This window comes from Alteromonas sp. ABV4_515, assembly GCF_056160345.1.
Genome location: NZ_JBSWWZ010000001.1, coordinates 345,666 through 359,810, shown reverse-complemented (window position 1 = coordinate 359,810; position 14,145 = coordinate 345,666). Strand labels below are relative to the sequence as shown.

Here is a 14,145-nt window from a genome sequence, read left to right as displayed (position 1 = left end):
ATAAAAGTAGGTTTGATAACAAACCTCACTTCACACACTCCGTTGTTCGGTCGACCTATAACGCTGATTTAACAAGCGCTATATTTTGAATGGCGGCTAGGCCCCATTGGGCGGCGTCGTTAGTAGACACCCAAGCCGCTTCTTCAACTGGATTTAGCACATGTGGTCCATATACCCCTGTAGTTCCTATGGTCTTTTCGCCTCCCCACTCTTTAGCAAACTCTTGCCATGCGCGCTTGGCGAGGGCCGGGTCGTTTTCTTGCACTGCGACGTAAGCGGTAAGGCGGGAGTGAGCCACGGTCAGACTATTGCCCCGCATACGTTTACCCAGGGCGGCTTCCTGCTCTGCCGCTGGTGCGCTGTAAAGACGACCATATTTCAACCATGCCGCTTTATATTCAGGTACATCTAACAGTTGATTCAGCTCGGTGGACATTTCGATTAAGCCGAACACTGAGCTTAAATGTGATAGCCCTGGTTCTTTTTCAGGGTAAGGCACCAGTTCCTGCTTCTCCACGTCATAGCCGAAGGCGCCGGCAAAGAACCCTTGCGGATGATTGCCAATGACTTTCATGGCGTTTTCCAGGCGTAGCCGGTACTTATCGTCGCCGGTGCGCTCCCAGGCTGTCAGCCAGTTAGCGGCCGCTGAGCCCCAATCCGTTCCGCCGCCCATTTTGGCGATATTCGGAATGGGGTTGCTGCTGTCTACCTTACGGGTCGCGTTCAGCGCGCCCAGCGCTTTGTCTGCATCGGTAACTTCGCTAAGCACATCGCCGGTACGTTCATCGCCGGTAAGAAAATAGTGGAAGCGACGATAAGACGAGGTGCTGATCCGTAGCTGTTTGGCGCTGCAACCCCAGTGTTGTACGTTGTGTCGTGTGCCTAAACCCTTAAATCGACCTGCATGGTAAATGTCTACGTCGCGGTTGTGACGGGTCATCCGTTCGGCCAAATGGAAAGTGGTTGGGTCGCCGGTGCGGAGGAAGGAATACCACAGCCAGAGATCCGGTGATAATTCGGAATTATCCCAGGCATAGCCACCTATGTCGTAGCGCCATACATGGCGATCGGCATCGTAGGTGTGCATGATGTCGCCGAAGTTCCAAAAGCCATACCAGTGGCGCTGGTCTACCTGCCCTGCATAGTATTCCACTTGCCAGGCAAGTCGATCTTCAATCTTTTTAAGCGCCGGTGTGGAGCTATCTGGCAGGCTCCATAAACCGCCAAATACGTTAGCGTTCAGATAATCCTCTGGTGCTGCAATGAGACGGGCAGGATGGCGGATACTTTGTGCCATGTTAATGGTGCCATCCCGTGATGGCGTACTGTCCATAATGGCCAGGGTGAACTCTGTGGTGCGGGCTATGCCGTGGGCATCGCCGAAGCCCGGCTCGTAATCTTCATAGGTGATATTCAGTGCGTCGAGCTGCTTTTCGTAGGTGTCCTGGCCCATGCCGTCATGATAAAAACGTACGTCCATGGCCGGAGCTTCCGGAGAGTAAAACCAGATGGTGGCAGTGGACACATCATGCCCGGTGTCGCGTAAATCAATCTGCACGGGGTGCAGTTGCCAGAAGTCACGCATGCCAAACAGCACGCCCCCACTCACACCGCCGAGATAGCCCACGCCGCTGGCGCGATGGCCTTGATCAGAACCGATCCAGCCGTGACCGGCTTTGGTGCGCTTTCGAATTTCAAAGCCATTGGCGTTAATCTGCGTGAGGGTGATGTCGTTCCACACCGGAATGTAGTGCATACGGCTGCTAACACGTTCATCCCACTCTGAAAGTGGTGGCGTGGCGATACCAGCAATTTGTGCCTGACGTACCGCTTCGCCCGGATCACGGCGCAAACCCGTAATGCCTTTCACCGCTTCTCCCCAGAGGCCCTTATTTTCACCTACCAAACGTAAATGTCGGTTGTACAGTTCATCCCTTTGAACCACTTCAAAGCGCAGACCCAGCCCGCTGATAAAGTCGCTTTCGGCGTTACCGTCGAAGATAAATGAATGCGTGAGTTGCACAGTTTCGCCACCGGCAAAGGCATATAAGCGCAGTGTAAACGGTAGCCATTCGCGACCATTCGCTGTGCGGTTAGTGCCGGTAATTTTGATGACAGCTCTGACCGGCCCTTGTTGCTCTACTTCTGCGCTTATGATGCGGGATTCAAAATGTTCATCCTGATTGCCATTCTCCGGGGCATCACGACGCATACCCACCAGACGTGCGTTACGACCAATCTCTTTGCTTCCTCGAAACAGTGAAGTAATAAGCGCGCTGCCAGATTGCGGCACGGTGAAGCGAATAACGCCGGTATTTACAGCAATGTCGCCGTTCTGACGGCTAACGGATACCCCTTGCTGAGGCGCAGCGGGTTTGCTTTTAATAATTTTGCACGCTTCGCCGGTTACCGCGTTGGCTGGAATGGCATGGGCGGTCCATTTCACCGAGCCGTCTGGCCAATAAGCGGTTACCCAGGTTTGAAGTGGAATCGGGTTACCCTCGGCGCTAATCAGTGATAGCGGCGTGTCTTTTGCCAATTCGCCTTCAGGCCATGGGTAACCGAAGGTAGTACCTGGCTGATAAGAAGGGACTGCGCCTTCCAGCCAGCTTAATGTGCCCGGCATCCGTGATGGTGTTTTTACGGCTTGGGTTGCAGCAGCCTGTCCAGCTACCGTTGATGAACAGCCCATGGCAGTCATGGCGAGGGGTACAGAAGCCACCATGCTACTGTTTTTTATAAATTGTCTTCTGTCCATAAAGCGTCCTTAAATCCAAATTTGGAACAAAAAATATTAACCGCTTGTTAAACTTTGCTTAACTTCTATCATACGCGAATGGAAATAACACCATTTGACCGAAACTGATTCATTATGAGTTAACTAAGAGTTTCAAATATGGATTTTTCAAAGGGCGTGGAGTGATGAAGAGACAATTCTGGCAAATCCTGTTGGCGGCATTTACTGGTTTGTTTTGCCTTTTTGGTTGTGCGCAGCAATCGGGGCTCGTTGGCGGGAGAGCGATTAAGGGCGAGCTCATATACCAGAACCCACTAAGTAGTTGGACTGATGTCAGCGACTGGGTGATGGAAGGCGAAGGAGAGGTATCTTTTGATAACGGCTGGATGCAAATGTGGTCGCCGGATGAAGCGTCTCATCATGTGTTTTGGATGCCGAAAAAGCTGCCGCAGAGCTTTATTGCAGAATGGGACGCCCAGGCGTTGAAGACGGATGCCGGTCTGGTAATCGTTTTCTTTGCCGCAAAAGGAGTGAACGGCGAGGGCATTTTCGACCCGTCGCTACCGCCTCGGGACGGCACATTCAGTCAGTACACCGAAGGTCAGCTCCGTAGTTATCACATCTCCTACTATGCTAATGCCGCCCACAACCCTGATCGCGGCCATGCAAATTTACGCAAGAACAATACCTTCTCGTTACTGCAAACCGGCGAAGTAGGCATTTCCACGTTCGACAGAACGGTGCAGCGGGTTCGTCTCGAAAAAATCAGTAATCATATAAAGCTGTTTATTAACGACAGAAAGGTTATTGATTACACCGATGACAACCCTGTTGTTGAAGGGGTAAATACCGGCAAGCCACTCGGCGACGGTTATCTGGGCTTCCGGCAAATGCAATGGACCCGGTTTCAGTATCGTGATTTAGCGATCTGGGAAGTGGCAGGTGAGTAAAACAAAACGGCACTAGCAGACTGACGTACTTTAACAATGAAAATATCGGGTGTTCGCGTATTAGCGCCGTCTGACCCACATCGCTTCAGTGACGTTGAAGCATATTGATGTGGGCAAGACGAGCTACCTCTGCAAGATTGACGGTCAGGCAGAGTTGGCGGTTCAAAATATCCGGCAGGTTGACGTAAAAGCGGGCTCTTTGAGCGATGAAGCCATACAGAATAAAAACGTTATCGGATTTACGCTATCGCCCCGAGGCAGTCATTGAGATGGTTATTAGAAAATGACGGTTTCAATGACCACCAGTGCGGCAAGACCGGTTAACGCACAGTATAAGTTTGGATCAGTTAACTTCGCTTTTAGCCAGTGGCCGAAGCGGAATGAAACGTGGTTTTGTAACGTCTGTGCCATGACAATACCCTTCTGAAAAACCTGCTCACGCAGGGAAAGATGAATTATTAGTCAGTTTTAGCACGACGAAGATAGCTCGCGTATTAGTCAAAAGAATAAAATTTAACGTATTATTCACAAATGCTGCACGTCACATCCAGAATGGCTTAAAGATAAGGTGAGCTATTTTGTGAATGTCTATTTCTATCGGCATTGCCATTGATTAATCACAAATTGCTTGCTCACACATAGTCGCTATTCGAAGGGCCTATTTGCTGAATAATTCATCTCACCACATACTGAAATTTTATTTGATTCTGGGAATGGTGATGGAGCAACCTCAACCGCCTGAAAAACCGGAAAGTGATGACTGCTGCGGAAGCGGTTCATGTTATCAGTGCGTGTGGGATGTGTATTATGAAAAGCGCGCGGCATGGCGGGAGGCTATTCGTGAATCAGATTCTGAGCTGGCCAGTAGCGATGTTAAGCAATCAGAAAGTATAACGGAGTCGTACAAGCGGGACACGTAATGTGCCGCTTAGGAAAGATTCAGCTCACACGTTGATTTTTATCTGATCAAAAGCGCCTTCACCAATAATAGTACGCAAGTGTGCTTTGAGTTCTTCCTCATTGTACGGATACGAGAGGTCGTAACCACGCCCGTTACCACTTAATATCACGCCCAGATAATGATAAGAAAAATTCAGCGCGTAAATATCATCAACGCCGATCCTTAGTGGCGTCGATTCCAGGCCGGTCATTTGCTGAAATACCACCTTGTCGCCTTCTCTAATTATGAGGCTACCGAGGGGGTAGTTGTGCCGGTGACGCTCACTTCGAAGATAGCTGAATCCAAGAAAAACCAGCCCAGCGGAGCCAATTGCTGCTCCGGTAGAGACTGCGTTGTCAGCCAGTATGTTAGTGATAAACAAGGCCACCATGACGATGACAAACGCGAAATAACCCAGTTTCAGTGTTTTTAAATTCTTCATAACAATCCTTGTTCTACATATATTGCTAGTCATTAGCGAATAATCGATGGCTCAAATTTAGTTTTGCACAAGCGTTGCGCATTCTCAATGGGAATGCATTGGGCGCGTAAACAGGATTTAATTTTTCTTATATTGGAAAAAGTGTCTGAGTGCTTCTATACCTTTTCTAACAAGGAGGAAAGAGTATGCCGTTTTTTTCACGTAATGACGCAGCAGAACAAGCACTTCAACAATCCATACTTGCCGTAGTGACCATTGATGAAAATAACCTGGTTACTTTTTATAACGAAGCCGCTCAACAACTCTGGGGATACACGCCGGAAGAAGTATTAGGCCGTAATATCCAGGTGCTGGTGCCACGTGAGCACCAAAGTAACCACGACAGCTATGTAAACGCGCACCGTCAAACAGGCGTGAACAAAATCGTGGGCAGTTCAAGAGAAGTCGAGCTTGAAACCAAATCAGGAAAGCGTATATGGGTTCAACTTGCGTTGTCTCAGGTTGTCCTGAACGGCAAAAAACACTACACAGCGTTTGTTCGGGATGTTACCGAGGAACGTGAATCCCGTGAAATTGTAGAGCAAACCCTGGAGCAGGCATTGGATGCGGTTGTGTGTATTGACCACAATAACTTGGTTACCCTATTCAATGCGTCTGCTGAAAAAATGTGGGGGTATAGCCGCGACGAGGTTATTGGCCAGAACGTGAAAATGCTGGTGCCTCAAGCCATTCAGGCGAATCATGATGAATTTGTAAATGCTAACCGTCGAACGGGTCAGGATAAAATTGTAGGAACGAGTCGCGAAGTCAAAATTGAAACCAAGCACGGCGACACGCTGTGGGGAAAGCTGTCTCTTTCTAAGGTTCGCCTTGATGATAGAACGCTTTATACGGCGTTCGTAAAAGACGTAACCGAGGAAGTTGAGCAGCGTGAACTGCAGCGAATGCTCTCTCTGGTAGCGAATGAAACAGACAATGCGGTTATTATCTCTGATGCAGAGGGGCTGATTGAATACGTTAATAACGGCTTCGAAGGATTAACAGGCTGGACGTTGGCGGAAGTGAAAGGGCGTAAACCTGGAGCCATTTTACAGGGCGAAGAAACCGACCCTAAAACCGTGGATGTTATTCGGCAGAAAATAAAAAACCGGGAAGCGTTTTACGATGAGATTTTAAATTATCGCAAAGACGGTGCGCCCTATTGGACGTCGCTTTCTATTAACCCTGTATTTCAGGAAGGAAAGCTGGTTAATTTTATTGCTGTTCAGGCAGATATTACCCGCGTTAAACAGATGGCACTGGATTTTACCAACAAGCTAAAAGCAATCGGCAGTGCGCTTGTGCTAATGGAAATTGATCCCGTTGGCAAAGTGGTGGATGTGAATAAATTACTTCGTACAACGCTTTCAGGTGTTATTGCCCAGGATGTTTTTGCGCAGCGCGTTTTGCAGGCTCTGACGGCGGAAGATAAGGATTTGCTTGATCATAATGAGTTTGTCACGAAGGTTGTTGAAATTCATGAAAATAACCAATACCTCGCATTCGACGCTCGCATCAGTGCGCTAAAAAGCTTTAATGGCGATATTACGCGCTATGTATTTTTTGCCATTGATGTCAGTACCCGCAAGCAGGCGGTTAATCAAACGTTGGTTGCCATGAAGGAGCTATTAACTACCAGCCAGACGATCAGTTCTATCGTCGGTACCATCAATACCATATCGGAACAAACCAACTTGCTGGCACTCAACGCGGCTATCGAGGCCGCAAGAGCGGGTGAAATGGGGCGGGGGTTTGCTGTTGTTGCTGACGAAGTGCGAACCTTGGCTGGGAACTCAAAACAGTCCTCAGACGAAATCGACAATCTGGTAAAGACCACGGTGAGCAATATCGAAAAGCTGGATGCACTTATTCAGAAAATTGATAGTTAAATTGCGCCCTGCTTAAACATCATGTCAGGTTCAGGGCGCTCTAAAAATTAGTCTGCGTTGACGTAGCGATAAAATTCCGCCACACCGGCTTCGAGAAACGCATCTACCGGCCCGTGTTCGTCTTCACCATTGCGATATAACGCTTCCCTGCCTTGTTCCAGAATGGTACAGGCGGTTTCATCTTCTGCCGCGGTTTCCATATAGGCTTCACGCTCGGCGGTAAAATACGCCGGAGCGGCATCGTGCAGGGCTTTTGAGTAGAAAAACTCCACATGATTGATACAGTGCCGAGGGCCATCAGGATAAATGGTGCTGACTACTAACACACCCGGATACCACTCAATCATGATGTTCGGGTAAATAAAGCACCAGATAGCACCGTAGCGGGGCAGGTTACCGTTGAAATGAGTCAGAAAGGCATCCTGATAATGACGGTAATTCGGTGTTGTGGCTTTTTGTAGGTCGGAACCCAGGCCCACTTTCTGTACCGAATAATCGCTGCCAAATGCCCACTCCAAATCGTCAGCTTTTACAAACTGTTTCAGCCCCGGATGCATGGAAAACACGTGGTAGTTTTCTAGGTAAATCTCGACAAAGCTTTTCCAGTTAAACGCGTAGCGAGTGGTATCCAGTTCGGCGAAGAAATAGTCATCAAAATTGATATAACTATCGAGCCCCAGCGCACTGAGATCCATGTCTGGTGCTCGGCCGCGAAACAGCATGCCGTTCCAGTTGGTCAGTGTTTCTTTTTTCAGTGTGCCCTGATGTTTTTGCTGCATGAACGGCGTGCCCCGCAGCGTTCCCTGATTGTCATAACCCCAGCAGTGCAGCTTACAGATGATATTACGTGTACGTCCTGCGCCTTCCAGGAGTTTGGCCTGACGGTGCAGGCATACGTTCGATATCAAATCGTAATTATCGCCCTGATTAAATAGCACGTATCGATCAGAAAAATGCGGCAAAACCTGGTAGCTGAACTTCTCCGGCACCATCAGTGAATGACCGGCATAATGCAGCCCGCGTGAAAACGCAGAATCGATTTCGAGTTGGCTGGTTTCGCTATCAAAATAGCTTTTAATGGAAGGATGACGTATTGCCATCTGAGCCTCAGATTCGGTGCTGTTCATTACATCAAATGAACCGTTGCACATGGGGAATAATTAAACAGCCTTTTACTCCCCGTTTAACCTGCTGTCAATGGAATCTGCATGAAGGAATTAATGAGCTGTGTCACCTTCAATATCACGGCAGATTCAAATATTAGTTGTAGTGCTTTTAAGCCAGGTGAAACACCTTATTCAGCGGCTGGCTTACCGGACTGTTATCGTCGTTGTGTTCCATGATGTCTCCCATGTAGGCCCACCACTTTTGCATCACAGCCTGTTCCGGCAGCGCATCCATGTTGTGGTTGGCGGGTCGCTTCAGGGTGGCAAACAACTGCAGCGTTTCAGGATGAAGAAAGATTGAGTAATCCTCGACGCCCGCCTCTTTGAGTAAGGTGACCAGCTCCGGCCAGATTTCATCATGACGTTTTTCATATTCGGCTTCATAGCCGGGCAACAGCTGCATTATAAAAGCGATCGTTTCCATGTCTGTATTTCCTGATATTAACGGTGTACGAATAGTCGGTACTGATACGGTGCCACAGTTTGTGAATCGTCGCTGAGCTTTTCGTTGGTGGCGTGGTCCGAAACCGGATGAGGAAGCGAAATGGTTCCGGCGCTATCCGTCATATTCACCGCCATAGTGAGTAACGTACCGCCTTGCAGACGATGTGTGCCCGAGACGATACCCGGATCTGCCTTCGGAGCGGGGGGGACACCCGCCTCGCGGGCGTAGTGAGACAGGATAGCTGAAACCAGCTTGTCGCCTTCTTCACCATGAGGCTGACCGCCAAGCACAACCACTTTACCTTTGCCGACAGTTCTTTCGGTAAGAAAACTTCTGCCCTCGACGATTCCGGACGTCATGGTTCCCAGAGAGCGGGTACCCGGAAGCGGCTGCATCGCTGCGGTCCATCCGCTGAGGGGAACCGTCATATCCATTGCACTGCCGGTAGCACTCATTCCCGTCAGAGGCACGACAAACTCAGTGTGAACACCGGCAAATTTATCCAGCAGACCGAGTCCGGCGGTGGTGTGATTGGTATGGTTTGTATCGCGATAGCCCGTTAACGGCCCGGCTATCCAAATCCCGCCTGCCTGCACAAAAGGCAGAATGCGGGCGAGAAAAGCCTCGGTGACCACCGGCATCGCCGGGGTGACCAGCAGCTTGAGACCATCCAGTGCGGCATGTTCAAACCTGACATCCCGGGCAATACCCAGCTCAATAAAGTAGTGGTGCCATTTTGCAATAACATCCCGGTAGCGCGATGGAAATCCCTCCCGCTTGTCCATGCCTTCCGTTTCAAACATCGCTCTTGCCAGATCGGAGTAGGTCACGGCTACCTCCGGCACCTGAAACTCAGCGCCAGCCAGAACCGGGTCGAGTTTGTTGCGCAACGTGCCCACTTTACGTACTTCCTCGTAACCCACCGATGGCGCGTTCCAGGTACTTTTAATAGCGCTGTGCGGCAGTTCTGCGCCGGTGCGCTGCTGACGCCATAACCAGTAACTGAAACCTTTTCCGCCCAGCGCATAAATCAGTGCGGCTTCTGCGGCCAGATACCCGGTCGGGTGGGCCACCTGATGATTGCCCAGCCAGCCGTTATGCGACACGCTGGTTTCCATCAGCCAGAACGGTTTGCCGGGGATCGCCGCGCGGTAAAGGTCTGAGCGGAAGACCAGGGCAGACCATTGCTGGTAAGACGGGTACGCATCGAAAGAGGGAAAATCCTGCGCGTCCATAGAGGTTTCATGGTTGATGTTGAACGCCGGATTGTCATTATGTGTAACCGGGGCTGAAGAATGCATTCTGATGCGTTCCCGCTGGCCGAGCATAAAGTCGCTGATGTCCTCACGGTTAAATTCGGTGTAAGCCGTGGACAGCGAGGCGTTATGCAGGAACGGCGTGACCACCGGGGCGGGTACCTGTTCAAACGACTGGTAGTGCATGCTCCAGACATGGGTTCCCCATGCCTCATTGAGATTTTCAATGGTAGTAAAACGCTTTTTCAGCCATTGATGCCAGTTTGCCAGGGCGGCATCGGAGAAGTCATTGGCCACATGGGCTTTCATTTCATTGTCAATTTGCCAGGCGATCACCGAGGGATGCCTGCCTAATGCTGCAGCCATTTTCTCAACGATGTTGTAACAGGCCTTTCTGACCGCAGGATGAGCATAACTGGCGTGCTGGCGAGCACCATGGCTCATGATCTCACCCTTATCATTTTTATGCAGTCGTTCGGGGTGATCATGTGTCAGCCACACGGGCGGCGTGGCGGTCGGGGTACAAAGCACCACGCTGATACCGGCCTGATGCATCTTATCCATAGTGAGTTTAAGCAAGCTGAAATCGTACTCACCGGGTTCAGGCTCTGTCAGCGCCCAGGTAAATTCGCCCATGCGAACCATGTTGATGCCCAGCGTCAGCATTTCTTCGATGTCGGCATCAATATTTGATACCGGCCACAGCTCGGGGTAGTAACAGACGCCGTGAATCAGTTTATCGATGGGATAGACTCGCTGATTAGCCGCAGTGGCAGCATTCAGCGTAAAGGATTGGCCAGCCAAAAGGCCGAGCCCCAGACCGGAACCACCAGCCTGTAGTAGTTGTCTTCGGGTTAGTTTCATTGGGAGGTCTTAAAATAGAAAAAGGTGGGCACGATGGCCCACCGGAAAAATGACTAGAACTGGTAGGTCACACCTACCGCATACTCACGGCCGGACCACTGCAGGTCAGACAGGCGACGAGGCCCGGCGTTGTAAGATTTTACTTCGCCAGTCAGATTACGACCGTCTGCATAAACGCGCAGGTTCTCTGTGATGTTGTAGACAATCTTGGCGTCCAGATAACCGGAGTCATCCACAAATACCGGGTTACCTGAACGGTCAGCCGGTGATGCCAGATATTCATCACGGTAGTTGTACGCTAGACGAATGCTCCATACGTCTGTTTCGTAGAACGCGGTGAGGTTATAGCTGTTTTCAGACTGAGACGGGAACGGCAGTTCTTCACCATTTAGCTGGTTAAACAGGCCTACATCATCCGCAGACATACGGGTATAGTTCACCGCGCCCCCGAAGCCGTCAAACGGTGCGGGTAACCAGGTGAAGGTTGTTGAAGCCTGCAGTTCGATACCGTGGGTTTTTACCCCTGAACCATTCACTTTCTGGCGAACATCCCAAAGGCGACCATCACCGAAGAAATCCACATCGTAACGGGTTTCTGCATTGATGATCCAACTGGTAATGTCTTTAACAAAGTATGCAGCTGAGAGTACCGAGTTTTCATCCGGGTACCAGTTCAGCGCAACGTCGAATTGGGTAGCACGGTATGGGTTAAGTGCTGGATTACCTGCAGTACATACGTTATTGATTTGATCTTCAACAGAACGGCGTGTTTGGTAAACCGTGCAGGTTGCATTCACGTTAAGATCGGTTGTTTTAGGGCGTGACATCACTTTTGCAGCGCCCATGTAAAGTACCAGCTCATTAGGAATAATACCCAGGTTGAGGTTGATACTTGGCAATGTGTCGCTGTAATCACCATCTACGGTGCGGCGACCTTCAAACCAGTCCGGGCTATCCGGGTCTTCCACACCGGCCAGATCTTCGCCGGTATCCGGGTTTGTCATCACATTACCGTTTTCATCTAACTGGTCGACGATGATAATTTCACGTACGTCGCCGTTGGCTGCGGTGTCTGTTTCAACATAACGCACACCCACGTTACCCCAAAGGCGCATATCGCCAAAGTAAGTCTCGAAATTACCTTGCAGATAAATTGCCCGGGTTTCCACTGACACATCATAATTACCAGAGCGCACGTCAAGATCTTCGCGGGTGGTATTGTCATCGGCGATAGCCTGAATCGCATCAATGAACGGGAAGGTATCGACAGCCTGGTAACTGCCCACCGTACCTACCGGCAAGTCATAACCATCAAACAGTTCATCAGACTGGAAGGTATTTCCGGAAATCAACGCAACCTGATCATCAACAGTCCATTCAACTCCATTGTATTCTTGTCCAACATCCCGAATGATGTTGTATTGCCAGTTGGCGTTAACCATATCCTGTTTGGTGTACTGCACACCGGTTAGGATTTTAGTTACAAAGTCAGAATCTGGAATGTAGGTGAAATCCAGTTTCGCCATGGTTTCTTCCGATTCATCATGGCTTGGTGCATATTTATATCGCGAGCGTGAACGGTAGCTTGATGGATCATTCACATCGAAGCTATCTGACATGTCTGTGGGGTCGTCACTGTTGTAGAAGTAACCGTCGTTGAAATCCCACTCCGGCATCCCCTCATCATTTAGCTGCACTGCAATACCGGCAATGCCTTCGGCGGTAATGTGCGTGTCCCGTGAGTCAATATCCTGGGTGGAGTCAGACTTCGATGCCAGACCTTCAAGTGTCCAGGTATCGCCATCGTACCGGAATCCGGTTTCAAGAATAGAAGTGGTCTGTTCCCAACCGAATTTCAGTGTACGGTTCGTCACTCCAGCGAGGGCAGTTTCGAAGTAGGTAACATTGTGTTGGTCATCAACCACTACTGAGTCTGGATTCACTCTGGCTGCTGAACCGGATTCGAGATGAAGGTTAAGGTCGGTAGCCAGCTTATCCCGGTCGTTATAGGTGTAACCGATGTGAGAAGACAACCGGTCGTTCCACTGATACTGAATCATTGCATTCGCGCTGATACGGTCTTCTTCACGGCCCCAGATACCATAGCGTGGAATACGTGGTGAAAACTCATACCATTGCTGTTCGCATAGCGTGGGGTCGTCTACGTCAACACAAGCAGCTTGATCGGTTACTCCGGCATATTCGTTCTCAAATGTCTTTTCCGAGCTGTTATCGTAATCATCAAACAGCATCCATTCGGTGTTACGAATGGCGTGAATCATGGTGTTTTTGGTTTCCGACGTAAGGTTAACCAATAAACCTAAGTCGTCATTAAATTTATATACCCCAACCAAATTGAATCGGTCATTCGGTTCGCCGGTAAGGTCGTTATACTGACCTTCAGCATTCAACGACAGGTAGTTCTCTTCAAACTCGTTAGGCTTACGGGTGTTTACCTGCACGGTACCACCAATGCCACCTTCGGTGAGACGGGCTTCTGAGCCCTTAATAACGTCCAAAGAGCGAATCAGCTCGGAAGCCATGGCTCGGAAGTCAACGGCGCGCTGACCGCCAAAACCTTGAGCGGATACGTTGTTTACCTCAACCCGTAGCAGGCTGGGTTCAACACCCCGGATACTGATTGATGCACCTTCACCGAAGTCACGGTCAAGCTGAACGCCGGGAATACGCTGCAGGGCTTCACCCACGTTTTTATCTGGGAACTGACCAACATCTTCGGCGACCAGTGAGTCCATGATAGTACCGCCCATCTTTTTACGGTCGATGGCTCCTCGCTGGCTGGCGCGGATACCTTTCACCTCGATGATTTCGGTTTCGAATTCTTCTTCGTTTTCTTCTGTTGTCGTGGTATTTGCCGTGTCCGCGACTTTAACGCTGTCCTCGCGTTGCTGTTGCGTGTTGTCCTGAGCAAATGCCGGTGCAGTCATGGCCAGTGTGGCGCAAGAACCTGCAATCAACAATTGAGAAATAAGAGTGGCTAGTGGCTTGCGGGCAGTGGCGAGTGTAGGGTACTGACCGGCTTGTCTTCTGTTGTCCTTGAAGTTTGTCATTTTAACCTCGATTAGCTGTTATGGCCTGGTTTTGATGTAAGCTTCCGTACATGTTTTTAATATTTTATTTACATCGATCTGGATGGTAATCGTGGGCCAAAATTGCGTCAACATACCCCAATCATTTCCAATCAAGGGTTTTCATCCCCGCTCACGCGTCAAGATTTTCCGCAACAATTAACCATTAAGTTTCAATAGTGGAATAGGGGGGTTGATGTATTAGTTAAAGTTTTGATTATTAATGCCTTTACGGTTGTGGGAAAGAGCGCACTTTTACCACTTATCGGGCTCATAGGTTACTCGCCGCAGAAATTTCACGTGAAAATCACCTGAAAACAGCGAGAAA

The 14,145-nt window shown here is 49.7% G+C and carries 11 protein-coding genes; 4 read left to right on the top strand and 7 right to left on the bottom strand.

Features of this window, described 5'->3' with window-relative positions; translation table 11 throughout:
* Positions 1 to 55: 55 nt before the first annotated feature.
* Positions 56 to 2,758: an exo-rhamnogalacturonan lyase family protein gene (locus ACXAGX_RS01555; RefSeq protein WP_474836106.1), complete on the bottom strand. Its 2,703-nt coding sequence runs from the start codon at positions 2,756 to 2,758 to the stop codon at positions 56 to 58.
* 164 nt (positions 2,759 to 2,922) lie between these two features.
* Here ACXAGX_RS01555 and ACXAGX_RS01550 point away from each other — a divergent pair, with 164 nt between their 5' ends.
* Both ACXAGX_RS01550 and ACXAGX_RS01545 read left to right on the top strand, forming a co-directional pair.
* A complete protein-coding gene (locus ACXAGX_RS01550) occupies positions 2,923 to 3,687 on the top strand; it encodes a DUF1961 family protein (protein WP_474822488.1) in 765 nt (254 codons plus the stop codon).
* Positions 3,688 to 3,775: 88 nt separating this feature from the next.
* Positions 3,776 to 3,955, top strand: coding sequence for a hypothetical protein (locus tag ACXAGX_RS01545; RefSeq protein WP_474836104.1), 180 nt, complete (start codon positions 3,776 to 3,778; stop codon positions 3,953 to 3,955).
* Between the two features lie 8 nt (positions 3,956 to 3,963).
* Here ACXAGX_RS01545 and ACXAGX_RS01540 read toward each other — a convergent pair whose 3' ends face one another.
* Entirely contained in the window at positions 3,964 to 4,098 is a 135-nt protein-coding gene (locus ACXAGX_RS01540) for a hypothetical protein (RefSeq protein WP_474822358.1), read from the bottom strand.
* 308 nt (positions 4,099 to 4,406) lie between these two features.
* Here ACXAGX_RS01540 and ACXAGX_RS01535 point away from each other — a divergent pair, with 308 nt between their 5' ends.
* The gene (locus tag ACXAGX_RS01535; protein ID WP_474822354.1) at positions 4,407 to 4,607 is read left to right on the top strand and encodes an oxidoreductase-like domain-containing protein; all 201 of its coding nucleotides are present in this window, start codon (positions 4,407 to 4,409) and stop codon (positions 4,605 to 4,607) included.
* Positions 4,608 to 4,631: 24 nt separating this feature from the next.
* On the opposite strand, the gene ACXAGX_RS01530 is transcribed toward ACXAGX_RS01535, so the two are convergent.
* The gene (locus ACXAGX_RS01530) at positions 4,632 to 5,069 is read right to left on the bottom strand and encodes a hypothetical protein (RefSeq protein WP_474836102.1); all 438 of its coding nucleotides are present in this window, start codon (positions 5,067 to 5,069) and stop codon (positions 4,632 to 4,634) included.
* Between the two features lie 185 nt (positions 5,070 to 5,254).
* On the opposite strand from ACXAGX_RS01530, the gene ACXAGX_RS01525 reads away from it, so the two are divergent.
* On the top strand, positions 5,255 to 6,997 hold the full coding sequence (locus ACXAGX_RS01525; protein WP_474836100.1) for a PAS domain S-box protein: 1,743 nt from the start codon (positions 5,255 to 5,257) through the stop codon (positions 6,995 to 6,997).
* A gap of 47 nt (positions 6,998 to 7,044) precedes the next feature.
* Here ACXAGX_RS01525 and ACXAGX_RS01520 read toward each other — a convergent pair whose 3' ends face one another.
* The 4 genes from ACXAGX_RS01520 to ACXAGX_RS01505 all read right to left on the bottom strand — a co-directional run bounded on the left by ACXAGX_RS01520 (position 7,045) and on the right by ACXAGX_RS01505 (position 13,799).
* Positions 7,045 to 8,124 carry an aromatic ring-hydroxylating oxygenase subunit alpha gene (locus tag ACXAGX_RS01520; protein ID WP_474836098.1) on the bottom strand — a complete coding sequence of 360 codons (1,080 nt, stop codon included), beginning with the start codon at positions 8,122 to 8,124 and terminating at the stop codon, positions 7,045 to 7,047.
* A 148-nt stretch (positions 8,125 to 8,272) separates the two neighbouring features.
* On the bottom strand, positions 8,273 to 8,587 hold the full coding sequence (gene rhaM / locus ACXAGX_RS01515; RefSeq protein ID WP_474836096.1) for an L-rhamnose mutarotase: 315 nt from the start codon (positions 8,585 to 8,587) through the stop codon (positions 8,273 to 8,275).
* A 17-nt stretch (positions 8,588 to 8,604) separates the two neighbouring features.
* Positions 8,605 to 10,728, bottom strand: a complete 2,124-nt coding sequence (locus tag ACXAGX_RS01510; protein ID WP_474836094.1) for a beta-galactosidase — start codon at positions 10,726 to 10,728, stop codon at positions 8,605 to 8,607.
* A gap of 53 nt (positions 10,729 to 10,781) precedes the next feature.
* Positions 10,782 to 13,799: a TonB-dependent receptor gene (locus ACXAGX_RS01505; protein WP_474836092.1), complete on the bottom strand. Its 3,018-nt coding sequence runs from the start codon at positions 13,797 to 13,799 to the stop codon at positions 10,782 to 10,784.
* Positions 13,800 to 14,145: the final 346 nt, after the last annotated feature.